Here is a 24516-nt window from a genome sequence, read left to right as displayed (position 1 = left end):
AGATGACCACATCATCGACTAAGATAATCTCGAAAATCCTTCTCTATGTAGTAATTATTGGGGGAGCATTCCTGATGCTCGTTCCATTTGCATGGATGGTTGCCACGTCGTTCAAAGCTCCCAGCGAGGTTTCTAGCTGGCCGCCAGTTTGGACCACGAAAAATGCAGCAAGCTCCTTCACCTTTAAGACTCAGATTAAGCAGAAGAGCACCAGCGCCTCTGTCGATCTTGCGACGCTGAGTCTTAGCGAATTCAGGAACTTCGCGGCACTGATGGAAGAGTCAGTTAGTTTTGATACCCTTTCTGTTAATTTGAACGATGACCCCATAAGGAGAGGCGAAATAGAGATCCAGCTGCTTGGCAGAGATGGCGCTCCTGCAAACTACGCATCGCAAGTTGATGAACAGCTCTTTGCCGAATTGGTCGACAGATATAGCGCGATCAAGGATAACGTACCGGATGCTCATGCAAAGTCATTAAGAGATCTACCGGTAGAAGATGCAGGGAGATTTCTTGACGGATTCTTCAACGCAGCTGTCTATAGTGATGGTGGGTTTGTGAAGAGAGTAGTCCTGGTTAGCTCTCTAAGAGCGCAGTACTCAAGAGCGATCGAAAGGCTATCTCAAAGCGTTGAGACTGCGATGAAGGAACTGCCAATAGATACCGATGCAACCAAAGAGATGAAGGCAAGAATCCGCGAAGAGTCGGCTGTACTCCTTGAAGGGCCTGTTGCTGCTCTTGCAAAGTCAATAGAGTCACTTGAGTCTTACAGAACCGGTACAACAGGAGTTACCGAACTGAGCGAACTAGAAAGGATCGTGGCCGATCTTAGAAGCAGCACAGATGAAATTCGGAAGGCTGTCTCCGAGATTATCGCTTTGTCTGAAGAAGTCTCTGCTGGAGACGCTCGGATGTCCCTGTCTGTACGCCAGCTGGAGCGTTCATTGGAAAGCATCCCTGATGGGCTGGTGCAATGGTCGGATTTGCTTGACCTTTACTCCGACATAAAAGTCTTTTACAACGAATCTCAGAACGCCAATCTTTCAGGTTCTTCGATTGTGGGTAGAATCAGAACCGATGCTGAGGTCCATGCGTTGCTTTCGCAATTCATAGAGAGTTGGAATGTTGAGCGGGAGCTGAAGGATTATCTGCTTTCCGCAATTAATCCATCCAATGTTCGAAGTGCAGTTACGATCTTTTTGAACTATCTCGACAGGGATTTCAAGAACAGCCTTTCGCAGTACTTCACGAATACTCAAACACCGCTAGAGGTCGTCAACGACGCAATGAACTTCTTGAGGACATCACTACTTGTTGCCGCTAATCCGGAGCTTGACAGGAAGGTCAGAAGCGCAATGGATCAGAACACAACTTATGCTGATCTTGTGGCCCTTTTGAGAGAAGTGGCCTCATCTGCCGGTCAAACGATAGGGGTCGGAGGAATAGTAGCCAACCTTGATAGACAGGCGAACATAAGTGGTCAAGAACCGTTTGCTGATTTCATCAGACGTAGATGGAAAGAGACTTCTATGGTCGGTACTTTCTCGAAGGTACATTCCGACATTTTCAGCGAGCTTGACCTTTCAATCAAGCCGGTCGAGGTTGAGAGGGTCTATTACAGGGGAATAATCTCTCCTTCCGGAGCGAAGTCCTTTGACATAAAGCTTGCGGGAATACACGCAGTCTGGCTTAAAGACGATGTTCCAGCGGGCAAGGCGAATTTCACATTTGCTGAAACGTTCAAGAACTTCTTCCAGAATTACGTTTCGGCTTGGAATGCGGCTCCGTTTGGCAGGTACTACTTCAACACTGTGTTTGTGGCGATGGTTACGACTTTTGTAGAGATAATCTTTGCGGCGATGGCCGCATTCGCCTTTGCGAAGATGGATTTCTTCGGCAAGAATCTGTTGTTCACGCTCTTTTTGGCAACGATGATGGTTCCTGGCGAGGTCCTGTTGGTCCCGAACTATATCACGCTTACGGCGCTCGGTTGGGTGGACTCGTACTATGCTCTAATCGTTCCGTGGGTTGTCTCCGTCTTTGCGATATTCCTTCTGAGGCAGCATTTCATGACGATTCCTAATGAACTCTACGATGCGGCTATGATAGACGGACTCTCAAAGTGGCGTTTTCTCTGGACGATTCTCGTTCCGCTCTCAAAGCCGGCGGTGATTACTGGTGCGCTGCTGAAATTCGTTGGAAGCTGGAATTCTTTCCTCTGGGTTCTTATTGTTACAAAGAGTCCGGAGATTAGAACTTTACCTGTCGGGCTCCAGAATTTCAGTTCGGCTACCGGAAGCGACTATCACCTTTTGATGGCCGCTGCCACTTTCTCGATAATTCCTGTTGTAATTCTCTTCTTGATTACGCAGAAGTACTTCATTGCCGGAATTGCCAGGAGTGGTCTCAAATAAAGAGCAAGAAGGATAAGTCAAGATTCCCGCTCGGGTTGTTCTTGTTCATGGCTCTTCTCTTATCGCTCCTGGCGATAACGAATGTCAACGCTTACCTTAGCTACAAACAGGCTCAAAGAAGACTGGAGAATCTCCAGAAAGAGTATGATGCGCTCGAGAAAGAGATAAGAATCAAGGAATCCGAACTTGATCTGCTTAGAGAGTTGATTCCTGGCATCAACAATGGAGAAAACAGATGAGATTCGTGGTTACGACTTCGTACAAACCGACGAAAGAAGAGGTGTCTTCTGCGAGAGAGCTGGCCGAAGAACTCGGTGTTAAATATGTTTCAAGAAGCCGGCTTAAGCAATTTGAGAGCGAGCATTCGCTCGACTTCTACTATGTTTTCGATAAGAATGGCCAGTTAACCATTAGAAATAGGGAGACGGTTTTCTTCTTTCACCCCGGAATGTCAAAGGTAAGATTCAAGAACATGAGGCTTCAAGACTCCGACTATTTGATCAAGAGCATGGATCTCTCCGGAAGTGAAACTGTGTTGGATACAACGTTCGGTCTCGGAAATGAAGCGCTTCTTATCGCGCACTATCTGCCTGAGGGCAAAGTGATAGGCCTGGAGGCGTCCGAACACATATACAGGATCGTTTCTCACGGTCTTCGCAACTACCCCTATGCAGATGAATGGTTAATAGAGGCTTCGAGAAGGATAGAGCTTCATAATAGAGATTTACGAGACTTTGTGAAAGGCTGTGAAGACAATGCCTACGATATAGTCTATTGTGATCCTATGTTTGACAGCCCGCAGATGAGGTCTCATTCGATTAACCCTCTAAGGCCATTTGCGATGTATGAAAGGATAAATAGATCGGACGTCGATGAAATGATCAGGATTTCATCAAAGAGGTTTATTATCAAAAGCAGAACACGAGACAGCCTCTTCGAAGAGCTCGATCTCGAGTTTGACAGGCTCTGGGGCAGCAAAAAGAGCGGTGTCCTGTACGGGGTTATTGATAAAGAATGATACCAATTCTCCTCGGACCGACCGCTGTGGGAAAGACATCGCTTCTTCTGGATTTGGCTCAGAGACTCCCGATAGAAATTGTATCCGTTGATTCGCGTCAGATCTACCGTTTCATGAATATCGGCACGGCCAAGCCGACCGAGAGTGAACAGGCCGTCCTTAAGCACTGGCTGATCGACATACGTGATCCTGATGAAGACTTTGATGTGATGGAGTTCAGAAACCTTGCTCTGGAAAGTGTTGCGGACATAACTGCTAGAGGGAAGATCCCGATTCTCGCCGGTGGAACTGGCCTTTACGCCGAGGTCCTTATGAAGGGTTTGGTGGACGTCCCTCCTAGAGATGAAACGGTGCGAGAGGCCCTTCTTCAGATAGAATCCGAAAACAAAGGATCGCTGAGGAAGATCCTGGAAAGAGTCGACAAGAATGCCTTTGAAAGATTCCACGAGAACGATCTCAAGAGAACTATAAGGTATCTTGAGGTTTTCTTCAAAACGGGAAGACCGCTAACTGAGTTGCAGAACGAGAGAGATCACAATCGTGAGTTTTTTCTTGTCATTCTTGAAAGGGATAGGAGCGAGCTCCATGCCAGAATAGAGAGTCGTCTACATGAGATGATTCGCGCAGGCCTTGCCGATGAGACCGAGAGCCTTCTGTCGAAAGGCTATGGGCCCGAGCTCAACGCATTTAAGACAATAGGTTACGCCGAAATGGTACAATATGTTAGGTGTGGTGTATCCCTTTCGGATACCATCGAGCGGATTCTTGTGAACACAAGAAGATACGCTCGTCGTCAGATTATGTGGTTTAGAAGATATTCAGAAGCTCTGAGAATTGACCTGTCCAGTCTGGAAGGTGAGGCTGCTCGGGTTTTAGAAAATGCGATTCTCTCAGTTTGGGGGGGTAAGAATGGCTGAAAAGTTCAATTTGCAGGATCGTTTCCTGAATCTTCTTAGGGTTAACAGGATCGAAGTGAAGATGTACCTCGAAGGGGGATTCCAGACGAAGGGTTTGGTCAAGTCGTTCGACAATTTCACGGTGCTGCTTGAGGACGGTCAGGAGCAGACTCTGGTCTACAAACATGCAATCAAGATGATGGTTCCCCAGAAGTACGTGAAATTGACGAATACTACTGGCAAGAAGGAGGACTGAAGCGAGCATAGACACTTTACTTGTCGCTGTTTTTTCGTCTGAAGAGCAGAATATCAAGTCAGAAATACTGGGCGAGCTTAACGAGCTCGCCCGGACTGCTGGGTACGAAATCGTTGAGACGGTGGTCCAGAACCTCGATTACCCTGATCCCCGTCACTATCTGGGCAAAGGCAAGGTGGATTTTGCGAGGAGAACACTGGAAGCTTTTGGTGCAGTCCTCATTATCACCCGTCATGAGCTGTCTCCATCTCAGGCAATGAACCTGGAGAAGCTTCTTGGAGTCCCCGTAATGGATAGGACGCAACTTATCCTGAAGATCTTTGGGGACCACGCATCGACCAAGGAAGGGAAACTCGAAGTTGAGATGGCCAGTCTTAAGTATCAGTTGCCGAGGCTGAAAGGCTTCGGAAGGATGCTTTCACAGACTGGAGCGGGAATAGGAACAAGAGGGCCCGGAGAGAAGAAGCTTGAAACGGACAGGCGGCAGGCGCAGGACAGAATCTCTCGGCTTCGCAAAGACATAGAAGAGATGGGCAGGCAGAGAGAGATCTCGAGGAAGAAAAGACTCGTTTCGTCGATCCCACTGGTTTCCTTTGTAGGATATACGAATGTTGGGAAGTCATCGCTGGTATCTGAAATCAGCAGTGAAGACCTTCTTGTAGAGAACAAATTGTTCGCGACTCTTGATACTCGAGTCAGGAGAGCTAGACTACCTGCAGGAATGCAGGTTCTCATTTCAGATACCGTTGGATTCATTAGAGAACTGCCACACGAATTGATGGAGAGTTTCAGATCGACGTTAGATGAAGTCAAATACTCGGATCTCCTGGCTGTAGTTTCCGATGCCTCTGACATGGCAGTCAAAGAGAAATATGAAATCGTCGATCGTACCCTGCGGGACATCGGCGCCGGTGAAATCAAGAGGATCCATGTCTTGAATAAGATCGATCTATGCACGAATGAGAGACTTGCGGAGCTCGGGACGATCTTTCCAGAAGCCGTGATGGTTAGTGCTCTGAAGAGTTACAATATCGAAGGTATATTGAGCGAGATATCAACGCGGCTATACGGTAAGAGATCTCGGAGAAAACTTAGACTTAAACCTACCGAGTTTTCGAGCTTCATGAGGTTCAGGGGTTCGGTTGAAATTCTTTCTGAGAACTACGAAAAGGATCTTATTGAGGTTGAGTATGTGTCCTCCGATGAGATAAATAAAAGGCTCATTTCTTCTATTTGTGAGGAGGGAAGGAAATGAAGAGATTATTGTCGGTCACAGCGGTACTCTTATTAGTAGGTGTGCTGTTTTCTGCGACTTTGCTGTTTCCGCTGAAGAGGGCTCCAGAAGTAACAGGTTACTTTGGCGAGTATCGTGGCAACTCAAGAAACATCAATTATCCCGAGCACTTCCATATGGGAATGGATTACTCCACGGGAAGCATCGTTGGATTAGATCTCCTTTCTCCGGACAACTCGTATGTTCACCAGATATACTTAAATCATCCCATATACGGGATCGGTATAGCTCTGATGCTTCCAGAGGTTACGAACATTCTCACAAACGAGAAAGGAATCAATGTTATATTCGCTCACGTTAACGAGATTGGAGATACTTCCTCTCTCACCGGAAGAAAACTCAACGATCTTTATCATCAATTGATCTCCGAGTTTGGAGATCAATATATCGAAGTAACCTTCGACCCGAGAGAGCTTCCGTTTAGGAAAAGCGATGTTGTTGCGAAATCCGGAAACAGTGGAAATGTGCCGCCTCATCTTCATCTCGAAGTAAGAGATTCAACTATGAAGACGATAATCAATCCCGGATTCTATTTTGACACAGGTAATCCGACATCTGCGGTTGAGATTCTTGACATAAGGGCAGGCGGAAAGACCTATTCTTTCGCACAGGGAAAGCCAACGATCGAAATGACCCCCAGCACCCCTCTGGATCTCCATGCCAAGGTGCAACTGAGGCATCCGGTCAGCCCGAAGACGATCGAGCTTTATGTTGAAAACAATCTCGTGTATCAGATTGACTTCGTTTCTTTCGATTTGGACGAAGCAGACAGGGTCCACGAAATATACTCTTCGCCATCGACAGAGTCTGACTACTGGTTTAACCTTAACTCCAGGATATCTCTCAGTTTGCTTCCGATAAACATCTGGGACGACATAGACTGGACGAATCCAAGAGATGCCAGGGTAGTAGTTCGTGATCACTGGGGCAACGAGGCTTCGAAGGACTTCAGAATAGTCATGAGGAGGTAGTTTCGGATGTTTTTCAAGAAGAAGCCGCGTGACATAAGTAAGAATCCGTTTTACGACAGTGGAAACACAATTATCGTGCATTTTGAATGCAACAAGTGTGGGGAGAAGTTTAGAAGTCACTTGAGAAAGTACTACGATGTGAGCGTCAATTACGGAAAGGGAAAGGGAGCCTATAGACTGGATAAAGAATTTGTTGGCAGCAAGTGTCAGAACAAGATCCAGATCATTGCCGACTTCAGCAGAGCATTCAGGCCCTTGTCCTTCGAGATAATTGGTGGTAGATTCTTGTCCGAGGAAGAATATGGAGAATAGATTCAGTTTATAGGAGGCAGTCATGAAGACTTGGTTGTTCACCAGTGAAAGCGTTACCGAAGGCCATCCCGACAAAATGGCAGATCAGATTTCAGATTCGATACTCGATGCGATGTTGACTCAGGATGAAGATTCTAGAGTCGCGGTTGAGACTCTTCTGGCAACGGGCGTTGCAGTAGTTGCCGGAGAAGTAAGCACAAAGGCTTACGTAGATATTCCCAGGGTAGTAAGGGATACAATTCTCGATATCGGTTATAACAGGGCAAAGTTCGGCTTTGACGGAGAGACCTGTGCAGTTCTTACAAGTATCGATGAGCAGTCGCCGGATATTGCACTTGGAGTGAATAAGTCCTTTGAGGCGAAAAAGAATGATACAGATAGATATGCGCTTATCGGCGCGGGGGACCAGGGTATGATGTTCGGCTATGCAACGAATGAAACTACCGAGATGATGCCGTTGCCTATAGTCCTTGCCCACAGGCTGGCCCGTAGGCTCAGCAAAGTGAGAAAGGATCAATCGGTTCGTGGTTTTAGACCTGACGGAAAGACCCAGGTCACAGTTAAATATCAGGATGGCAAGCCCGTTGGCGTAACTGCGATAGTGGTATCGACCCAGCATGATCCTGACTTGACTGCAGAGGAGATCGAAAGACTCGTAGTTGACAACGTAATTGCTCCTGAAATAGACCACGAGCTACTTCTTGAAGGGGTGGAAATCTTTGTGAACCCGACGGGCAGATTCGTCAGGGGAGGTCCTTCTGCAGATACGGGATTGACTGGCAGGAAGATCATCGTCGATACTTACGGAGGCTGGACACCTCACGGTGGAGGGGCCTTCAGTGGAAAGGATCCTACGAAGGTAGATAGGTCTGCTCACTACATGGCGAGATATGCTGCCAAGAATATCGTGGCAGCCGGCCTTGCGGATCGAGTCACTCTTCAGCTTGCCTATGCGATAGGTGTTGCTAAGCCCGTATCCTTCATGATCGATGCCCACGATACAGAGAAGGTCGACCTCGAGAAGCTCAGAAAGGCGGTCCTTAAGGTCTTTGATTTCAGACCTGCGGCAATAATCGATCGTCTCAACCTGAAGCGCCCTATCTACAGACAGACAGCTTCATACGGTCATTTTGGAAGGATCGACGTCGAGCTTCCGTGGGAAGAAACAAACGCCGTCGACCAATTGAAGAAAGCATTAGATTGATGATAGAATTAACAGGTAAATCTCGAAAGGAGGAGAAGTGATAAGTGCCTAATAATGCATCAGCAAAGAAGAGAGTAAAGCAGACGGCTAAGAGAACCGTAATGAACAGGGCCGTCAGGACAAAATTCAGAAATGCTTCCAAGAAGCTGTATAAGGCTATGGAACAGGGCGAAGATCCACAGTCCGTTTCTTCCATGCTTAGCGAAGTATATTCTACTCTCGACAAGGCGGCGAAGTCAGGAACTATTCATAAGAATACGGCTTCACGTAAAAAGGCAAGATTGACCGCCAGAGTCAAGACTTATGTCGAAGCGAGAGGTTAATTGAACCAAAAAATAAGAAAAGGTGGCCTAGGCCACCTTTTTTTCATGATAACTAAATGTTGACAGGGGTAGCGTCCTGGTGAGTACCGGCGAGGACGTTCTCCTCGGTTTCAGGATCAAACAGGTGCATCATAGACATATCGAAGACCAGATCCATTTTGTCGCCTGCAGACGCTCTGCTCTTCGGATCAACCTTTGCGACGATTTCGTCCCCGTGAATAGTGGCGTGGATTAGAGTTTCGCTTCCAAGGGGTTCGACAACATCTACATTGCCCTTCACCGTGAATTCGTCTTTTGGCGCAACCGCGTACATCTTGTCGTAGATGTCTTCCGGTCTTATACCGAAAGTCGTTTCTTTGCCGACAAGGTGCCCGAGCCTCTCGACCTTGTCTTCAGGAACGAGAAGCTTCATATCTTCCTTTACTACCCAGACATTTCCTCCTTCAGATACAAGCTTCGCGCTGATGAAGTTCATTGCGGGAGTGCCGATGAATCCAGCAACGAACTTGTTTCTCGGCTCGAAGTAGACTGAATAAGGATCGCCGATCTGCTGAATTATTCCGTCTTTCATAATTACGATCTTGTCGGCCATTGTCATTGCTTCAACCTGGTCATGAGTAACGTAGATAATCGTTGCTTGGAGGTTCTGGTGAAGCCTCTTCAGTTCGGCTCTCATCTGTACCCTCAGCTTCGCGTCAAGGTTGGAGAGAGGTTCGTCGAAGAGGAAGACTTTTGGGTTTCTAACAATCGCTCTCCCGACTGCGACCCTCTGTCTCTGACCACCGGAAAGCTGCTTTGGCTTTCTATCCAGCAACTGCTCTATCCCAAGAATACGTGCCGCTTCTGTTACCCTCTTCTCGATCTCCGGCTTTGGAGTCTTTCTCAACTTAAGTCCGAAAGCCATGTTTTCGTAAACAGACATGTGTGGATAAAGCGCGTAGTTCTGAAAGACCATGGCGATGTCTCTATCCTTAGGTTCGACATCGTTAACAACTTTTCCACCGATCTTGATTGTTCCTTCCGTAATCTCCTCAAGGCCCGCGATCATTCTGAGTGTCGTCGTCTTTCCACAGCCTGAGGGACCGAGTAGAACCAGAAACTCCTTGTCCTGTACTTCGAGATTCGCATCGAGAACGGCCTTGAATCCGTTCGGATAAGTCTTTGCTACCTTCTCGAGGATAACTTCTGCCATCTTGCACCTCCGTCAATCATCATCAACCTGAACGATAAGATCCTTTATCTGGACATCCATAGCTTCATCGCCAGCGTCCATTAAGTACAGATCGTAAACCCGTTCGAGAAATCTGCTGAGGAGCACGTACTTGTCGTAGTCCATCATAACTGCCTTTGGAAGCCCGTTTTTTGTTATAATTATATCGGCCTTCTCACAATCGTCAACAACCTTTGAAAAGTGAGCTTTTGCTTCGGCCAGAGAATAAAATGAGAGCTCGTGTAATTTTGACAAGAGAACCACCTCGGGACCATTATACAGTATGACCACAATTATAGTCAAGCTTTTGTTTTCGGAGGTGCCAGAGATGGCGAAAAAGTTCTTCCAGAAACAGCCGATGATGAGAAAGGTTATCTATGCTCTACTTCCAATCTTGGTATTCTCCGTTGGAAATTTCGGCTGGGTAGTCTTCTCCACGGTTCTGCTTTCGGTTCTGGTTTCAGTCCTATGCGAATGGCTCTTTGAAAGGAAAAAGGGAAAATCGGTGAGCGAGGCTTCTATAGTCACCGGTATTTTGATGGGTCTGGTACTTCCTCCTGCAGTACCGTTCTGGATCGTCATAGTTGCCAGTTCTTTTGCAATTGTTTTTGCGAAAATGGCATTCGGGGGCTTTGCCAAAAACCTGTACAATCCGGCTCTTGTTGGCAGGGCCTTTGTCTACGTGAGTTTTCCGGCTGCAGTTCAGCAGAGCTGGACGCCGGCCGTCCAGTCATGGGGACAGGGCTTCAGTAGATGGATCAGCTCCGACGTTATTACTATGGCCACCCCTATGAATGTCATCAGGAGCGGAGAAGAGGTTAGCGCATGGAGAATGATCTTCGGGAACATCTCCGGCACTGCGGGAGAGACTGCGAAGTGGCTGATTGCTGCGGCGGCCGTTTACCTGATACTAACCAAGACCGCATCGTGGAAGATCATAGTCTCCACTCTCGTTTCGGCCTTCGCGATGTCGGGAATACTCTTCTTATTCGGACTTTCAAGCATAAACCCGGTCCACTCAATAATCGGGGGTAGCATTCTGTTCGGGGCTGTGTTCATGGCAACTGATCCTATCAGTGCTCCTAAGAAGGATACAGCAAAGTGGATATACGGAGTTATTATCGGGTCTCTAGCCATAGTAATCGGCACATTCTCACTTTTTGGTGCCGGTCTGATGTTTGCGGTGCTTATCGCAAATACATTCGCATCTCTTCTTGACTATCTGGTGACCCCAAAGAAGGTGAAAGCATGAGTGAAAAGCTTTACTCTGTAGTATTCACTTTCATTCTTACAACCGTATTCGTTATCTGTCTTGCAGGAATCAACGCAATTGCTTCAGGCACTATTGAAAGGAACGAACAGCTTGAATTTCGTCGTTCTTTGATCTATGTTTTCAATATTGTAGAGGATGCGCGTTCTCTGACGGGTGAAGAAGTGCAAAAACTCTATCTGGATAGAATACAGGAGATCGACGGTGAGCAGACCGTCTACATTGCTGATAATGAAGGAAAGAGAGAAATCGCATTTACAGTTCAAAGCGCAGGTCTATGGGGAACTATAACGGCCCTTGTCGCAGTTGATGAGAGTGGTTCTAGAATAGTTGGGATTGATTTTGTGAACCACTCAGAGACCCCAGGACTGGGCGGGAGAATCGACGAAACAGCTTTCAAGGAACAGTTCAGGGGAGAAAGGATATCATCGAGTTCTTCTGCCCGAATCGCCGTAGTGTCTGGACAGGATACTGGTTCGAAAGACGACTCAAAGGTAGATGCGATTACTGGAGCAACAAGGACTTCGGAGTCGATTCAAACTCTGCTTAATAAGGCAATCAACGATGTATTTCCTGCAGTTCTTGAGGCGGTGAATTAGAAATGGCTGAATCAAAGAAGTCGGTTTTTCTTACAAATATCTGGAAAGACAACCCCGTCATTGTTCAGATATTGGGAATCTGCTCGGCTCTGGCTGTAACAAACAACCTCACAAACACTCTAATAATGGGCATCGGCCTTATCTTCACCACCGCTTTCTCCTCGTTTACAATCTCGGCTTTGAGAAGGCATATCCCAAAGAATGTCCGTATGATGGTGCAGGTTCTGATAATAGCCACCTACGTCATAATTCTCGATATTGTCTTGAAGGCCTATTTGCCTTCTATAAGCAAAGCACTTGGCCCTTATGTGGGCCTTATAATAACCAACTGCATTATCATGGGTCGTGCAGAGGCTTTCGCACAGTCGCATGGGCCTGTGCTCTCTTTCATAGATGGAATCTCTGCGGGAATAGGTTATTCGTTGATCCTGCTTGCCGTGGCTTTTGTGAGAGAACTGCTAGGCTTCGGTACTCTGTTCGGATTGAGAGTCATGCCTGAAGGCTTCACTCCATGGGTAATAATGATAATGGCACCCAGTGCCTTCTTCATATTGGGTGCGATAATCTGGATCGCAAGGACTCCGATCGTGAAGAAGAAGTGAGGGGGGAGATGTAGATGGGAGTTCCGCTTAATCCTTTTGTGATAATGATCGCTGCAGCTCTTACTAGCAACATGGTTCTGAGCAACTTTCTGGGGATGTGCTCGTTCATTTCGGTATCGAAGGACATAAAGACGGCCAATGGTCTTGGCATGGCGGTAACCTTTGTTCTTACCTTGACATCTGTGCTCAATTACATAGTGTATTACTACATTCTTGTCCCGCTGAATTTAGTCTATCTAAGGTACATAGTGTTCATTATTGTCATTGCCGCATTCGTTCAGTTTCTGGAGATGGTCATAGACAGATTCTCTCCAACGCTCTACATGAATCTCGGGATCTTTCTGCCTTTAATTACAGTGAATTGTGCGATCCTTGGGGGCGTACTGTTCATGATTATCAGAGAGTACAGCCTGATTCAGTCGTTATTCTTCGGTTTCGGCTCTGGAGCCGGCTGGTGGCTTGCGATAGTTGCTCTGTCTGCAATGCGAATGAGACTTAGAGAGAAGGACCTGCCTCCTCAGTTGGTGGGCCCGGGAATAACAATGATTATCATCGGCATTATGGCCCTGGCCTTTATGGGTTTCTCGGGCATGCTGCCCGTCCAGTAAGGTGGTGTTTGGCTTGCAGATAATCGTCACGGCTCTGGTCGTTGGAGGGATCTCCGCAGTACTCGCTGCCGTTCTTACAATTGCAGACGCTCTTGTGAACAATTATGGAGAAGTAAGTATCACTATCAACGACTCGAAGAGTCACAAGGTCAAGGGCGGATCTACTCTTCTTTCGACTCTTGCTGGAGAAAAGATCTTCATTCCATCTGCCTGTGGGGGAAAGGGCAGCTGCGGTCTCTGTAAGGTTAAAGTGAAGACGGACGTTGGGCCTATACTTCCCACTGAACTTCCTTATCTTTCGCCTAAGGAGAAGAAGGACAATGTGAGGCTTTCGTGCCAGATCAAAGTTAAGGGTGATATGTCAATCGAGATTCCCGAAGAGTTGTTCAACATTCGCGAATATGTGGCGACAGTCTCTTCCATAGAAGACGTTACTCACGACATTAAGGAAGTCTTTTTCAGTATTCAAGATGAGATAAGTTTCAGAGCCGGTCAGTACGTCCAGCTGGTTGTCCCTGCCTATGGGGATATAAGAGAAGAGACCATGAGAGCCTACTCGATGTCCTCCCAGCCGTCCGTGAAGAATGGAGTGGAACTCCTTATAAGACTGGTTCCAAATGGAATTGTTACCACTTACGTCCACAAAATGCTCAAAGTGGGTGACAGGATTAGAATCCTCGGACCATTCGGAGATTTCTTTCTAAGAGATACCGATTCAGATATAATATTCATTGCCGGAGGTTCTGGAATGGCTCCGATCAAGTCAATCTTGTTGGATATGATGGAAAAGGGAGTTGAGAGAAAGGCGTATTATTTCTTTGGAGCAAGAAGTAAGAGGGATCTTTTCTACCTTGAGGAGATGAAGGAAATCGAAAGCAAGATGCCAAATTTTAACTTCATTCCTGCGCTGTCCGATCCGCAGCAGGAAGACAACTGGCAAGGCGAGATAGGTCTCATTACTGATGTTGTCGACAGATATCTTTCCGAACAGGGTGATGATGTTGCAAGAGAAGGGTATCTCTGCGGCAGTCCCGGAATGATAAACGCCTGCATAGATGTTTTGACGAAGCACAAAATCACTGAAGAAAAGATCTACTTCGACAAATTTGGATAGTTTTGGAGGTGAGATTGTGAAACAGACTCCGGACTTCGATAAGATCCAGGAAAATATGAGAGCCGGCAGTATTACCGGCCCGGGTTTTCTTGGTCACGACGAAAGAAATCTGGTAGATATTATTAGTGAGGATCAGGCGAAGGTAAAGGAACTGGGTTTGACAAACGAGATAATCGCGAACAAACTGGAAATGTTTATGAAGCAAGGCGAGAGAGGATTCGGTTCGCCTGTAAAGGTCGATGACCGATTCGTTGTAATCGTTGAGGAGAGCCGTGGCTACATACCCTGTCCCTTTCGTCACGGTCATCTTTCAAAGAAAGCCAACGTCAATGTCAGGAACATAGCTCGAAAGGAAGAAGTCGACTACTCACCTATTTCAATCCATCTGATTAGAGAACATGGCTTTTATCAAGGGAAGGGGTCTCCTTACAGGCTTGATCCAGCAAAGGTAGCAAGGATTCTAGAACTTATCTGAATGATGGGAGCAGTGAAAGTGAAAGGCGCTAAGGTGAAGCGTTATAGAAACAGGGCGTTGTTCACAGTCGCCTTTGTGTTGGGACTGATTGCATTTGCTTCTTACTACGCATTTGGTCACAGGAAAGATGTTGTTGTGCCCAAAGATGAGATTATGCTTGACGATCTTGTTTTCAATCGAAGTATCTTCACTTTTCTCGGTGAAGCGCCATTTCCGCCAGATCAGGGACTCGCGAATGGGGTTTCCGTTAAGCAGGAAAGCGGAGAAAGCATCAGAGTGTTCTACCCTCCGTATGACAACTCGGTGCGCTGCCTGCAACTGGATCTAAGTTCAAGAGTGATAAACGTCTATGTCTGGAAAATGGAATCTGTTGAAGCTGCAAAAGACACATGGGAGACGCTCTTCCTTGTAGAAGGATCGGTTCTGACTAGAGATTTAGGAAGGATTAAGAAGTCAGATTACTACTACGCCAAAATAGTCAGGTTCGGAGGTAAAGATCAGTCCTTGCTATGGCAAAAAGGTAGATGGGTTATCCTTGCGAAGAGTCCGGGTTTTACGCTCGACGAGAAGGAAGAGATGCAGATTCTTACGGAGTTGTTTGATCCTAGTATAAGAAGCTAGTTTCTTCCTCGGAATAGACTTCGATGCCGTTCTTCATGAGCAGTTCTGCCGTTATTCCCATTCCGTCTATCATCACTCCGCTGAAGGTTCCGTCGTAGATACCTCTACAACCACAAGAAGGACTTCTCGATTTGAGAACTGCAATACTTGAACCTGAGAGTTTTGCAATCTTCAGAACCTCTTCGGCCCCCTTCTCATAGTTGCTCGTGACATCGTTTCCAAACTGATCTAGGACTATCTTGCTTGCCAGCCAGTCCTTTGAGGTAGTAACCTCCGCACGAGGCCTAGGCGTGGGGAGTCCGCCAAGCTGCTCGGGGCACACAGGCAAAAAAACAAACCTGTCGACTAGCTCTAGAAGCTTGAAAGACAGGTTGTTATCTCCACGATAGGTGCAATTGACTCCGATAAGGCACGCACTAACCAGTATCTTTGTCATTTACCACCGGCAGCGGTGCCGTCATCCTCTCTTCTTATAACATACATAAGATCACGAGTTGGAAGCATAGAAAGTGGATTCATCGTGTTGGTCTTCGGATCTCTGACTTCGAAATGTACGTGAGGACCAGTCGAGACCCCTGTGCTTCCGACCCGGCCGATCAACGAACCGGTATCCACTCTTTGACCTACATAAACACTGATCCTGCTCATGTGGCCATAGCGGGTTACGTAACCGTTGTCGTGCTGTATTTCAACCATATTTCCATAACCGCCGTTCACTCCGGCAAAGACTACTGTTCCCCTCGAAGCTGCGAAGATCGGCGTTCCTTCCGGAGCCGCAATGTCAAGCCCCGAATGGAATGAGGGCTGCCCGCTTACAGGATGTGTTCTCCAACCGTAATCAGAAGATATTACTCCATAAATGGGCCATCTGAAAGGGGTGCTCTGAGGAATGTACTGATACAGGTTGACCAAAGACATGGGAATAAAAACTCTTTGACCGGGATTGATTACAGAATCCGGCCTGAGATTATTTGCTGCTATCAATTCATCGACAGGAGAGAAAAACAACTTTGCGATGTAATCGAAGGTGTCACCAGACTGAACCTCGTAGATCAAACCGTCCGGTTGGGGTATCTTAAGCGTGTCCCCTGCTTTAATGCTGTTTGCACTTTTGATATTGTTGAAGTCAATAATAGTTGAGATGCTTACACTCAGATCTCTCGAAATAGTATGAATCGAGTCTCCCGGCCTAACCACGTATGTAACGAGGAAATACGCGAAACTGCGAGTCATTAATAGCAAAGACGATAATAGGAATAACAGAATGACCCGACGGTTCATTCCCTGCCACCTCCAAATAGCCCCAAAGAAAAGAAGACAACCAGAATTATTATACCAAAAAGCAGTCCAACGGCAAAATGCAGACCGAAAATTGATTGTAAAATAATTGATAACCCAATCAAAACAGATACCGCGCTCCCCAGAAGAACGACAGCAGCCGCTGTATCCTTGAGTACACGCACTCTTTCATCATAGTAGGGCCTCAATATGTCTGCTATCTTCTCCACCAGGGTATTGATTCCTTCGAGAAGCAGAACCATAAACGTACAGAAGAGAAGCCAGTAATAATCACCCTTGTCCAGTCCGATCAGTGCGCCGACAGTCAAGATCACTGCTCCGATTACAAGCTGGATTCTGAAGTTTCTCTCTCTCAGAAGGTGCTTGATTCCATTTGTTGCGTTGCCAAGACTCCTGATAAACTTCTTCATTCAAATCCCCGGCCGACAGAATCGATTCTTTCTCTTCTAATACTATACGATTTCTCTATTAGTGAGTAACCGAAATCAATCGCCTGGGAATTCATCTCTACGTACTTTGGTTTTATGTGTTTTGCCATGGCATCTTTCAACGACTGAGTTGTGACGAAGTTTCCTGCTCTGGCAATCAACCCTAGACCGACCATATTGGCCGGCAGAGTACTTCCAAACTTGTTATCAGTGAGCTCTGTCACTGGCTTCGATATGATCTTTCTCGTCATTCTGATTCCTTCTTTTGGAATAGACTTGACGAGAGTGGAGTCGACAATAAGAACGCCGTTCATGTGAATGAGAGGGGCATGAGCATTTACAGCGGTTTGGTGCATAGAGTAAATCAGTTCAAAGGAATGAGCCTTGGGGTAATCTATGGGCTCAGTGTTGAAGAGAACATCGCAGTGAGAGAGTCCTCCTCTCACCTGGGCTCCGAAAGACTGGGTCTGCACTACCCAACTTCCCTGTATCAAAAGGGCCTCTGCGAGAATTATCCCCATCAAAACATTTCCCTGGCCTCCAATACCGGAAATCCTTACCGAATGAGGCTGAGAGAATGCGTGCTTCATGCTTTCTCACCTCTCTCCGCTGCGATTATCTGCTCGCTCTTTGCCTTGTATCTGTCGCTGTATGTTTCCGCTTCTATATTCACAAACTCACCTGCAACGATCTTATCTTTCAGCTCTTCGGGAGTCATTGTTTTTGATTTGGCTATTTGAACTGTGTTTTTCTTGAAGTATGCAAGCATGTCTTCGGGTTTCGACATTGCGTTGTACCTGCCATAGTACGTATGGCAGTTGGTCATGATCTCTACTATCCCCATGCCTCTATGGTTGAGGGCCTTCTGAATGAACTGAACCATTTGAGCATAGTGAAATACTGTCGTTCTGGCAACATACGTTGCGCCTGAAGAGACTGCCAGGTTAACTATGTCAAACGAGTTTTCAACGTTTCCATATGGCGAGGTCGAAGCTATCTTCTCGTAAGGAGTAGTAGGAGAGTATTGCCCACCGGTCATACCGTAGATATTGTTGTTGAATATTATTGCAGTGAGATCCATGTTTCTCCTGCAGGCATGAATGAAGTGATTCCCTCCTATGGCGACCATATCACCGTCTCCACCCATAACTACCACATTGAATTCCGGTCGGGCAAGCTTCACTCCTGTAGCGAATGCTACTGCTCTTCCATGAAGAGTGTGCATCGTATTGAAGTTCAGGTAGCCCGTAACCCTTGAAGAACATCCGATTCCCGAGATGACGGCGACTCTGTCGGGATCAAGTTCTTCCTTATCGACAGCTTCTATGAAAGCCTTCATAATAACGCCGTTTCCGCAACCCGGGCACCAAACATGAGGCATCCTGTCCTGCCTTAAGTACTTCATTAACTTTGCGATAGCCATGATTTCCTCCCATTCACTTTGTGAAATGCGTCATTGTGACACCTGTTTTTTCGAACATAAACTCAGTAAGTGGATCCGGGTAACCTTCGGAGAACACAACCTTTATTATCCCCGCATTGATTATTAGTCTGGCGCAGATGGAGCAAGGGCGATGAGTAACGTATATGGTGGATCCATTAGTCGAGATTCCGAATTTCGCCGCTTGAGACAGTGCGTTTTGTTCAGCATGAGCGGCGTAACATATCTCCTGATTCTGGCCGGAAGGTATTCCCAGAGCATCCCTTATGCACTCTATCTCATCGCAATGAGGGAAACCCGAAGGCGGTTGATTATAGCCGGTCGAAAGAATCCTATTCTCCCTCACTATTAGAGCGCCCACTTTTCTATGATGGCAGCTGGATCGCTCTCTAACCTGGTACGCGAGTCTCATGAAGTAAGAGTCCCAGCTTTCGGTCTCATTACGGCGTTCGTGAATAGAGAACCTCTTCAGATAGTCGGAAAGCTCTTCCACGGCCATTATCTCAGTCCTTCCAGAAGTTCAACATGGTTCTTCTCTTCGCTGATTACCTTTTCGAGAGCTTCGACAGTATCGGCCTTTGAGTTCTTCAAAAGACTCTCGTAGAACGCTATGCTTTTCTTTTCCACTTCTATTGCATGTTCAATAGCCTTTTTATAGTCTGAGCGGCTCATCGCGTCCTTCAATTCGTCAGAAAACACACTTGCCTCGGTCAAGGCCGCCATGTACTGACGTGCATCGTCCCAGTTTATAAGTTCTATGGCCTCCTCTTCAAATCTCCTGAGAAGAGTTCGAAAGGTATCGGCGTGACTTCTTTCCTGAGAAGAGAGGAACCTAAAGACCGAGCCCTGCCGGTCGTTATGCGCGCTCTCCGCCAGTTCTCTGTAAGAGTTCTCTCCTTCAGTTTCGATTCTTAATGCAACCTCGAGTACTTCATGTGGAGAAAGCAATCTCGATCTCCTCCTTTATATCCAGGAGCTGCTGTAACACTCTTCTGGAGACATCCATCCCGGAGTCGTTCAACTTAAGCGTCTCTTCGTCAGATGAGATATAATCTCCAAGACGGGTTTTTATCTTTGAAATCAGGAGAGAAAGAAGCTCCCGGGAATACACCAGATCAGACAGATCCACTCCTTCTGCCAACCTCAGTCCCATAAAGAGAGTTTCAAACAACTCCTGAACAGCATCGTTTTCTGCGAACTCGGCGATCGGTTTTATCTTCTGGTTGACCAAACTGCTGTAAAGTTGAAGGTCCTCGGTATTGACGTATCTCTTGCGATCCAGATGACCGCCGGCAGAAACTCCGAAACCCAGATACTCCTCGTTTCGCCAGTACTTCAGATTATGAAGACATTCACTACCATCTTTTGCCCAGGATGATATCTCATATCTCTTGTATCCCATACTGGCCAAAGATTCAAGAACCATGTCGTGAAGTTCTGCAATTGCTTCGGAATCGGGCAACTCAATGATAGCATCATGTACCCGCCTCATCAATTCAGTTTCGTGATCTGAATCAAAGATATAGTATGAGACGTGATCGGGGGAAAGCTCTTTGATCAGCTCTAAATTGGCAATCACGTTTTCTCTGTTTTCACCGGGTAACCCGAGAATGAAATCGAGATTCAGATTATCGAAAGTATCTCTGCTCAAGAACAACCTGCCCATAAGATCGGCGGGAACGGGTCTATCGCAACGCTCCAATATACTCCGCTCGGATGACTGGACTCCCACTGAAAGCCTGGTGAAGCCAATAGATCTCCACGCCAGGAGATGCTCTTTATCGAGCTCCCACGGGTTGGCCTCTATGGTAGCCTCAGACACATCTGTACCCAATGAAAGATTGATATGCGATACGATTTCCTCCATTAGGTCAATAGGATACAGCGAAGGTGATCCCCCTCCGAAGTACAAGGTATCGACGATTCCCGGGACCTCATACATCTCGATCTCCTTCTTCAACGAATCATGATAGGCCTCGACCGATTCCCTGTCGAATTGGATTGTGCAGAAATCGCAATAAGAGCATTTTCTAGCACAGAAAGGAATATGCACATACGCTCCCACACCCATCAGAATACAAGCCTCATGAAAATCCCGTTAAGGTTGAAGTTTGTGACTGAGATACCTGCAAAGACCGAATCGTCGCTCCCAAGCTTCGAGATAAGCATCTGTGCATCGATCCCTCGCATGCTTACCATGACTGTCGGCGAAAGCATTAGTCTCAGGTCGCCGGCCGGGACTATGAAATTCCCGGCGAAAGCCACGCCGAGATCGAAGGAAAGATAGTTCATCCCTATCCCTATACCGTAACCGACCTCTCCGAGCGAGTCGTTAGTCTTGAGATCCACAGTGGCGACAACGTTACTCTCTGCATTCTTTATCCTTAGGCTTCGCTCATATTCCTTTGCATAAAGATACAAACCTATATCGTTAAACGAAAAGGAGTCCTCCCCATGGAGGAATACGTTGAGGCCTCCATTGAGCTGACCCAGCGGTAGACGCACCCAGTTCCTCGCCAGATACTTCATCTTGCCCACCGTTGAAAGCTCGAGTTCAAGAGTAGTGTGAGAAAAGATGGGGATCTGATTTGTGTTGGTGACGTACCTTACACCCATGAAAAGCCCCTCGTTGCTGGCAAGCAGCGATCCTCTGAAAAGGCCGTCTTTGATCTTCAGCTTAAGAAATCCGGTGGAGTATTCCTCCCAGGTGTCCACATAAGTTACCCCAACGTAGGGGATTCCCGAGGCCAAAGCTAGTGTCAGATAAATATCTTCATATGCCCGTATGTCCGCGGAAACGCTCCACCCAGCATTGTTCAGCTTGATCTGAATTTCGGAGAAGATCAGAACTCCCAGAAAAACAACTATGAACAGACAAAGTCTCTTCTTCAATCTCTAAGCAGCCTCCTTGCGATTTCATTTGCCTTGGACGGGTTTGCCTTTCCTTTGGTCGCTTTCATGACCGCTCCTACGAAGTATCCAAGGACTCCCTCCTTACCGTCTCTAAACTGCTGAACGGCTGCAGGGTTGTCATTCATGGCCTTTCGAACTGCATCTTCGATCACGGTGTCATCGTCTATCTGTTGAAGTCCCTTTTCTCTAACCAATTCAGCAGGTGACTTTCCGTTCTCCACGATCACTGAAAAAATGTCTTTTGCTATCTTGTTTGAGATCTTGCCCTGCTCAATTAGATCGAAAAGCTCCTTGAAGTTCTCCGGACTTACCTTCACCTCTTCCAGGGAAAGTTGCCTATCGTTCATAAGCCTCATAACCTCTCCCATAATCCAGTTTGAACTCTCTTTGGGCTTTCCGGTGGCCTGCGCAACCTCTTCAAAATAAGAAGAGATTTCACTATCTGAAGCAAGAACGGAGGCGTCATAGCCGGGAAGCGAGTATTGCTCCATGAATCTCTCTACTTTCTCCCAGGGAAGCTCCGGAAGACTTCTCTCAATTCTCTCTATAAGATCATCGCTTATTATAAGCTCTGGGAGATCAGGTTCGGGGAAATAACGGTAATCGTTCTCTTCCTCCTTTGATCTCATAGAATATGTTTCCTTTGAAGAGAAATTCCAGGACCTGGTTTCTTTTGCGACATCGACTCCTGAAGCCAATGCCTTGGAAATCCTCTCCTGTTCAAATTCCAGTGCCTTCTCAACGAACTTGAAAGAGTTGATGTTCTTGATTTCTACCCTGTTGGAGCTCCTCCCACTCTCGTCAACCATCGAGATGTTTGCATCGCAGCGCAATGCGCCCTTCTCCATGTCTCCAGAACAGACACCCAGGGCCCTTAGCGTATCTCTGAGGAGTTCCATGAAGATGCGGGCCTCGACCGGACTCTTTAGATCTGGTTCTGTAACAATTTCAATTAGCGGAACCCCGCACCTATTTAGATCCAGATGACTTCCCGACGATCCGGTTATTGATTCCGTTCCCTGATGAACCATCTTGCTCGCGTCTTCTTCTATGTGAATCCTGCGGATCCTAATACTTCGCTTCTCTTCGCCGTTTACGAGATACAGGTAACCGTTCTCGGCTATCGGGAAAAAGTATTGAGTAATCTGATAACCCTTCGGCAGATCCGGGTAAAAGTAATTCTTTCTGTCAAAGACCGACCGCCTATTGATGGTGCAGTTCATAGCAATTCCGGCCATTACGGCGAACTCGACTACCCGTTCGTTTAACACCGGTAAAGTGCCGGGTTGACCTGTGCAGACAGGGCAAATAACAGTATTCGGTTCAAGATCGAAAACATCGGCCCGACAGCTACAGAATGCTTTGGTCTCGGTTTTGAGCTGAGCATGGATTTCCAGCCCGATCACAGTCTTATACATTATTTCGCCCACCTTTCAGGGATCTTCGCCAGTCCGTTTTCATAAGAGGGAGAGAGATCCTCAATCCCCCCGGCAGCATTCAGTAGCGAGACATCACTGAACCTCTTCCCGGTGAGAAGCAGACCGACAGGCAAACCGTCAACCAGGCCTGTAGGAACTGAGATCGACGGAAGCCCTGCTACATTTGCAGGTATAGTATATATATCCATAAGATAGTAGGCGAGGGGATCGGTTATCTCGCCAAGTCTCGGAGCAATGACTGGCGAAGAGGGATTTACAATGTAATCATATTCATTGAGTACTCGGTTGAGTTCACCGGCCATGATCCTTCTTGTTTTCAACGCTTTTCTGTAGTACGCGTCATAATAGGTGGCGCTGAGAGTGAAAGTTCCAAGAAGAATCCTCCTTTTCACTTCTTCTCCGAAACCGCTGTCTCTGTTCTTGTTTATGAGACTTTCATAGTCTTCTGCGGGACTTCTCGACCCAAATCTGATTCCGTCATAACGGGCGAGATTCGAGCTTGCCTCGGCCGGAGCGATCAAGTAATATGTGGCGACAGCATACTCGACACTAGGAATCGAAATCTCCTCTACTTTTGCACCGGCGCTCCTCATAGCTTCCATCATTGACAGGAATCTCTCTTTGACTCCCGAATCCAAACCCGGGTAGTTAAGCATCTCTGAAGGTGCAGCAAACTTCAGCCCCTTAATATCGCTTTCAATAGAGACATTGAAGTCTAGATTCCTCCTTAGAGTATTTGAATCCTTCGGATCGTGGCCTGCGATCATCGCCATCACTTCTGCGGCGTCTTGTGCACAGCGCGTCAATGGCCCGATCTGATCCAGCGATGAGGCAAATGCAACCAATCCGTATCTCGACACAAGGCCATAAGTCGGTTTAAAACCAACGATTCCGCACATGGAAGCCGGCTGTCTTACCGACCCTCCGGTATCACTTCCCAATGCAAATGGGGCAAGACCCGCAGCAACTGCTGCTGCGCTTCCACCACTGCTGCCTCCAGGAATTCGGTCGAGATCCCAGGGATTTCTGGAAGGTCCAAACGCGGAGTTCTCAGTTGAGGAACCCATTGCGAATTCATCCATATTGGTCTTGCCAAGTATAATTCCGCCTTTATTGTTCAGCTTGCTGGTAACAGTGGCGTCATAAGGAGACTCATAGTTTTCAAGTATTCTACTCGCACAGGTTGTTCGAGTCCCTACCGCCAGAATATTATCCTTTAGAGCATAAGGAAACCCTTCCTTTTGCGAATCGGAAGGGTTGCTCACCTGAAGAAATGCATTCAGTTTGTCGTTGTATCTATCAATTCTCTCTCTATAAAACTCAAAAGAACCTCTTAAGGACATGATCTCTGAAAGCCTTAGATTCAGGGGATTCTTCGTCACGAAAGCCACCTCCAGATATTCAGGACAATTCTAACATTTTCAGAGCACTTCTAACAGCAGAAAACGACCGAAATTGAGTAAAAGGCCCATTTATGAATCTAATGCCCTCTGCCATGGTGAGACTTTAGCAGCCACAAAATGTTCGCAAGGTTGTGGTTGGACTGTATGAGACAAATAAAAGAGAAGCCCTTCGTTCCAGAGCGAGGATCTTTTATTCGTCCTATGATGCGCCGTACGCTGAAAGATCAGTTGCAAGTTCTCAGTTCCAAGTTGCAAGCTGTTGATCAAAACATCACATTCCGTCATGCTGAACTTGTTTCAAAATACTGCTCTCAAGGTTTTTCGAACCTGCAAGTTGCAAGTTATAAGAGCAAAAGCCAATACACTCTATAAGTCTTTTGAAATGCTCTTCTCGGTGGACGGCGGA

Annotated in this window: 30 protein-coding genes; 17 read left to right on the top strand and 13 right to left on the bottom strand. The window is 46.9% G+C overall.

Features of this window, described 5'->3' with window-relative positions:
* Positions 1-2 precede the first annotated feature (2 nt).
* From B3N33_RS01625 to rpsT, 10 genes are read left to right on the top strand one after another with little or no spacing between them, the layout of a single operon-like run.
* Positions 3-2414 carry an ABC transporter permease subunit gene (locus B3N33_RS01625; protein ID WP_292591963.1) on the top strand — a complete coding sequence of 804 codons (2412 nt, stop codon included), beginning with the start codon at positions 3-5 and terminating at the stop codon, positions 2412-2414.
* A 47-nt stretch (positions 2415-2461) separates the two neighbouring features.
* Positions 2462-2653, top strand: coding sequence for a hypothetical protein (locus B3N33_RS01620; protein ID WP_258394188.1), 192 nt, complete (start codon positions 2462-2464; stop codon positions 2651-2653).
* The gene (locus B3N33_RS01615; protein WP_102819374.1) at positions 2650-3432 is read left to right on the top strand and encodes a class I SAM-dependent methyltransferase; all 783 of its coding nucleotides are present in this window, start codon (positions 2650-2652) and stop codon (positions 3430-3432) included. Before B3N33_RS01620 ends, B3N33_RS01615 begins: the two co-directional genes overlap by 4 nt.
* The gene (gene miaA / locus B3N33_RS01610; protein ID WP_292591961.1) at positions 3429-4349 is read left to right on the top strand and encodes a tRNA (adenosine(37)-N6)-dimethylallyltransferase MiaA; all 921 of its coding nucleotides are present in this window, start codon (positions 3429-3431) and stop codon (positions 4347-4349) included. Before B3N33_RS01615 ends, miaA begins: the two co-directional genes overlap by 4 nt.
* Positions 4342-4584: an RNA chaperone Hfq gene (hfq, locus tag B3N33_RS01605; RefSeq protein ID WP_099828549.1), complete on the top strand. Its 243-nt coding sequence runs from the start codon at positions 4342-4344 to the stop codon at positions 4582-4584. Before miaA ends, hfq begins: the two co-directional genes overlap by 8 nt.
* Complete coding sequence (hflX, locus tag B3N33_RS01600) at positions 4559-5839, top strand: GTPase HflX (protein ID WP_349682097.1); 1281 nt, start codon at positions 4559-4561, stop codon at positions 5837-5839. The genes hfq and hflX overlap by 26 nt, the downstream gene beginning before the upstream one ends.
* The gene (locus B3N33_RS01595; RefSeq protein ID WP_214059934.1) at positions 5836-6849 is read left to right on the top strand and encodes a hypothetical protein; all 1014 of its coding nucleotides are present in this window, start codon (positions 5836-5838) and stop codon (positions 6847-6849) included. The genes hflX and B3N33_RS01595 overlap by 4 nt, the downstream gene beginning before the upstream one ends.
* Before the next feature lie 6 nt (positions 6850-6855).
* Positions 6856-7161 carry a hypothetical protein gene (locus B3N33_RS01590; protein WP_292591958.1) on the top strand — a complete coding sequence of 102 codons (306 nt, stop codon included), beginning with the start codon at positions 6856-6858 and terminating at the stop codon, positions 7159-7161.
* Between the two features lie 22 nt (positions 7162-7183).
* Positions 7184-8365: a methionine adenosyltransferase gene (gene metK, locus B3N33_RS01585; RefSeq protein ID WP_292591957.1), complete on the top strand. Its 1182-nt coding sequence runs from the start codon at positions 7184-7186 to the stop codon at positions 8363-8365.
* Between the two features lie 44 nt (positions 8366-8409).
* Positions 8410-8688, top strand: a complete 279-nt coding sequence (gene rpsT, locus B3N33_RS01580) for a 30S ribosomal protein S20 (RefSeq protein ID WP_099828554.1) — start codon at positions 8410-8412, stop codon at positions 8686-8688.
* Positions 8689-8740: 52 nt separating this feature from the next.
* Here rpsT and B3N33_RS01575 read toward each other — a convergent pair whose 3' ends face one another.
* A complete protein-coding gene (locus B3N33_RS01575; protein WP_292591955.1) occupies positions 8741-9880 on the bottom strand; it encodes an ABC transporter ATP-binding protein in 1140 nt (379 codons plus the stop codon).
* Positions 9881-9892: 12 nt separating this feature from the next.
* Entirely contained in the window at positions 9893-10162 is a 270-nt protein-coding gene (locus B3N33_RS01570; RefSeq protein WP_292592007.1) for a type II toxin-antitoxin system Phd/YefM family antitoxin, read from the bottom strand.
* A gap of 64 nt (positions 10163-10226) precedes the next feature.
* Between B3N33_RS01570 and B3N33_RS01565 the strand changes: the two genes are divergently transcribed.
* Genes B3N33_RS01565 through B3N33_RS01535 form a run of 7 tightly spaced genes read left to right on the top strand, consistent with a single transcriptional unit; the run spans position 10227 to position 15187 of the window.
* Complete coding sequence (locus B3N33_RS01565; RefSeq protein WP_292591954.1) at positions 10227-11150, top strand: RnfABCDGE type electron transport complex subunit D; 924 nt, start codon at positions 10227-10229, stop codon at positions 11148-11150.
* Entirely contained in the window at positions 11147-11767 is a 621-nt protein-coding gene (locus tag B3N33_RS01560) for an FMN-binding protein (RefSeq protein WP_214060230.1), read from the top strand. The genes B3N33_RS01565 and B3N33_RS01560 overlap by 4 nt, the downstream gene beginning before the upstream one ends.
* A gap of 2 nt (positions 11768-11769) precedes the next feature.
* Positions 11770-12369, top strand: a complete 600-nt coding sequence (locus B3N33_RS01555; RefSeq protein ID WP_099828559.1) for an NADH:ubiquinone reductase (Na(+)-transporting) subunit D — start codon at positions 11770-11772, stop codon at positions 12367-12369.
* Between the two features lie 14 nt (positions 12370-12383).
* Positions 12384-12977 carry an NADH:ubiquinone reductase (Na(+)-transporting) subunit E gene (locus tag B3N33_RS01550; protein WP_099828560.1) on the top strand — a complete coding sequence of 198 codons (594 nt, stop codon included), beginning with the start codon at positions 12384-12386 and terminating at the stop codon, positions 12975-12977.
* 13 nt (positions 12978-12990) lie between these two features.
* Positions 12991-14091 (top strand): NADH:ubiquinone reductase (Na(+)-transporting) subunit F, encoded by a 1101-nt coding sequence (locus B3N33_RS01545; protein WP_292591953.1) that lies wholly within the window; start codon positions 12991-12993, stop codon positions 14089-14091.
* A gap of 16 nt (positions 14092-14107) precedes the next feature.
* Entirely contained in the window at positions 14108-14566 is a 459-nt protein-coding gene (locus B3N33_RS01540) for a hypothetical protein (RefSeq protein WP_214060228.1), read from the top strand.
* An 18-nt stretch (positions 14567-14584) separates the two neighbouring features.
* Positions 14585-15187 carry a hypothetical protein gene (locus tag B3N33_RS01535; RefSeq protein ID WP_292591952.1) on the top strand — a complete coding sequence of 201 codons (603 nt, stop codon included), beginning with the start codon at positions 14585-14587 and terminating at the stop codon, positions 15185-15187.
* On the opposite strand, the gene B3N33_RS01530 is transcribed toward B3N33_RS01535, so the two are convergent.
* The 11 genes from B3N33_RS01530 to gatA are packed head-to-tail and all read right to left on the bottom strand — an operon-like array spanning position 15171 to position 24089.
* Positions 15171-15623, bottom strand: coding sequence for a DUF523 domain-containing protein (locus tag B3N33_RS01530; RefSeq protein WP_099828563.1), 453 nt, complete (start codon positions 15621-15623; stop codon positions 15171-15173). The genes B3N33_RS01535 and B3N33_RS01530 overlap by 17 nt on opposite strands.
* Positions 15620-16468: a M23 family metallopeptidase gene (locus B3N33_RS01525; protein WP_292591951.1), complete on the bottom strand. Its 849-nt coding sequence runs from the start codon at positions 16466-16468 to the stop codon at positions 15620-15622. The genes B3N33_RS01530 and B3N33_RS01525 overlap by 4 nt, the downstream gene beginning before the upstream one ends.
* Positions 16465-16896: a diacylglycerol kinase family protein gene (locus B3N33_RS01520; RefSeq protein WP_292591949.1), complete on the bottom strand. Its 432-nt coding sequence runs from the start codon at positions 16894-16896 to the stop codon at positions 16465-16467. The genes B3N33_RS01525 and B3N33_RS01520 overlap by 4 nt, the downstream gene beginning before the upstream one ends.
* A complete protein-coding gene (locus B3N33_RS01515; protein WP_292591947.1) occupies positions 16893-17504 on the bottom strand; it encodes a 2-oxoacid:acceptor oxidoreductase family protein in 612 nt (203 codons plus the stop codon). The genes B3N33_RS01520 and B3N33_RS01515 overlap by 4 nt, the downstream gene beginning before the upstream one ends.
* The gene (locus B3N33_RS01510; protein ID WP_292591945.1) at positions 17501-18337 is read right to left on the bottom strand and encodes a 2-oxoacid:ferredoxin oxidoreductase subunit beta; all 837 of its coding nucleotides are present in this window, start codon (positions 18335-18337) and stop codon (positions 17501-17503) included. The genes B3N33_RS01515 and B3N33_RS01510 overlap by 4 nt, the downstream gene beginning before the upstream one ends.
* Positions 18338-18350: 13 nt before the next feature.
* A complete protein-coding gene (locus B3N33_RS01505; RefSeq protein ID WP_102819389.1) occupies positions 18351-18854 on the bottom strand; it encodes a deoxycytidylate deaminase in 504 nt (167 codons plus the stop codon).
* Positions 18854-19303, bottom strand: a complete 450-nt coding sequence (locus B3N33_RS01500; RefSeq protein ID WP_292591943.1) for a ferritin-like domain-containing protein — start codon at positions 19301-19303, stop codon at positions 18854-18856. The genes B3N33_RS01505 and B3N33_RS01500 overlap by 1 nt, the downstream gene beginning before the upstream one ends.
* Positions 19287-20426, bottom strand: coding sequence for a radical SAM family heme chaperone HemW (hemW, locus tag B3N33_RS01495; protein WP_292591941.1), 1140 nt, complete (start codon positions 20424-20426; stop codon positions 19287-19289). The genes B3N33_RS01500 and hemW overlap by 17 nt, the downstream gene beginning before the upstream one ends.
* Entirely contained in the window at positions 20426-21247 is an 822-nt protein-coding gene (locus tag B3N33_RS01490; protein ID WP_292591940.1) for a hypothetical protein, read from the bottom strand. Before B3N33_RS01490 ends, hemW begins: the two co-directional genes overlap by 1 nt.
* Positions 21244-22689, bottom strand: coding sequence for an Asp-tRNA(Asn)/Glu-tRNA(Gln) amidotransferase subunit GatB (gene gatB, locus B3N33_RS01485; RefSeq protein WP_349682112.1), 1446 nt, complete (start codon positions 22687-22689; stop codon positions 21244-21246). Before gatB ends, B3N33_RS01490 begins: the two co-directional genes overlap by 4 nt.
* Positions 22686-24089: an Asp-tRNA(Asn)/Glu-tRNA(Gln) amidotransferase subunit GatA gene (gatA, locus tag B3N33_RS01480; protein WP_292591937.1), complete on the bottom strand. Its 1404-nt coding sequence runs from the start codon at positions 24087-24089 to the stop codon at positions 22686-22688. The genes gatB and gatA overlap by 4 nt, the downstream gene beginning before the upstream one ends.
* Positions 24090-24516: the final 427 nt, after the last annotated feature.

Source organism: Mesotoga sp. UBA5825, assembly GCF_002432955.1.
In the GTDB taxonomy this organism is placed as follows: Bacteria; Thermotogota; Thermotogae; order Petrotogales; family Kosmotogaceae; genus Mesotoga.
The sequence above is the reverse complement of the archived record's forward strand: the minus strand, read 5'-3'. Positions and strand labels throughout refer to the sequence as shown.

Coding starts and splice junctions, on each gene's coding strand:
- B3N33_RS01625 (WP_292591963.1), top strand. CDS start 3: ATGACCACATCATCGACTAAGATAATCTCGAAAATCCTTCTCTATGTA.
- B3N33_RS01620 (WP_258394188.1), top strand. CDS start 2,462: ATGGCTCTTCTCTTATCGCTCCTGGCGATAACGAATGTCAACGCTTAC.
- B3N33_RS01615 (WP_102819374.1), top strand. CDS start 2,650: ATGAGATTCGTGGTTACGACTTCGTACAAACCGACGAAAGAAGAGGTG.
- miaA (WP_292591961.1), top strand. CDS start 3,429: ATGATACCAATTCTCCTCGGACCGACCGCTGTGGGAAAGACATCGCTT.
- hfq (WP_099828549.1), top strand. CDS start 4,342: ATGGCTGAAAAGTTCAATTTGCAGGATCGTTTCCTGAATCTTCTTAGG.
- B3N33_RS01595 (WP_214059934.1), top strand. CDS start 5,836: ATGAAGAGATTATTGTCGGTCACAGCGGTACTCTTATTAGTAGGTGTG.
- B3N33_RS01590 (WP_292591958.1), top strand. CDS start 6,856: ATGTTTTTCAAGAAGAAGCCGCGTGACATAAGTAAGAATCCGTTTTAC.
- metK (WP_292591957.1), top strand. CDS start 7,184: ATGAAGACTTGGTTGTTCACCAGTGAAAGCGTTACCGAAGGCCATCCC.
- B3N33_RS01575 (WP_292591955.1), bottom strand. CDS start 9,880: ATGGCAGAAGTTATCCTCGAGAAGGTAGCAAAGACTTATCCGAACGGA.
- B3N33_RS01565 (WP_292591954.1), top strand. CDS start 10,227: ATGGCGAAAAAGTTCTTCCAGAAACAGCCGATGATGAGAAAGGTTATC.
- B3N33_RS01560 (WP_214060230.1), top strand. CDS start 11,147: ATGAGTGAAAAGCTTTACTCTGTAGTATTCACTTTCATTCTTACAACC.
- B3N33_RS01555 (WP_099828559.1), top strand. CDS start 11,770: ATGGCTGAATCAAAGAAGTCGGTTTTTCTTACAAATATCTGGAAAGAC.
- B3N33_RS01550 (WP_099828560.1), top strand. CDS start 12,384: ATGGGAGTTCCGCTTAATCCTTTTGTGATAATGATCGCTGCAGCTCTT.
- B3N33_RS01530 (WP_099828563.1), bottom strand. CDS start 15,623: ATGACAAAGATACTGGTTAGTGCGTGCCTTATCGGAGTCAATTGCACC.
- B3N33_RS01525 (WP_292591951.1), bottom strand. CDS start 16,468: ATGAACCGTCGGGTCATTCTGTTATTCCTATTATCGTCTTTGCTATTA.
- B3N33_RS01520 (WP_292591949.1), bottom strand. CDS start 16,896: ATGAAGAAGTTTATCAGGAGTCTTGGCAACGCAACAAATGGAATCAAG.
- B3N33_RS01515 (WP_292591947.1), bottom strand. CDS start 17,504: ATGAAGCACGCATTCTCTCAGCCTCATTCGGTAAGGATTTCCGGTATT.
- B3N33_RS01510 (WP_292591945.1), bottom strand. CDS start 18,337: ATGGCTATCGCAAAGTTAATGAAGTACTTAAGGCAGGACAGGATGCCT.
- B3N33_RS01505 (WP_102819389.1), bottom strand. CDS start 18,854: ATGGCCGTGGAAGAGCTTTCCGACTATCTGAAGAGGTTCTCTATTCAC.
- hemW (WP_292591941.1), bottom strand. CDS start 20,426: ATGGGTGTGGGAGCGTATGTGCATATTCCTTTCTGTGCTAGAAAATGC.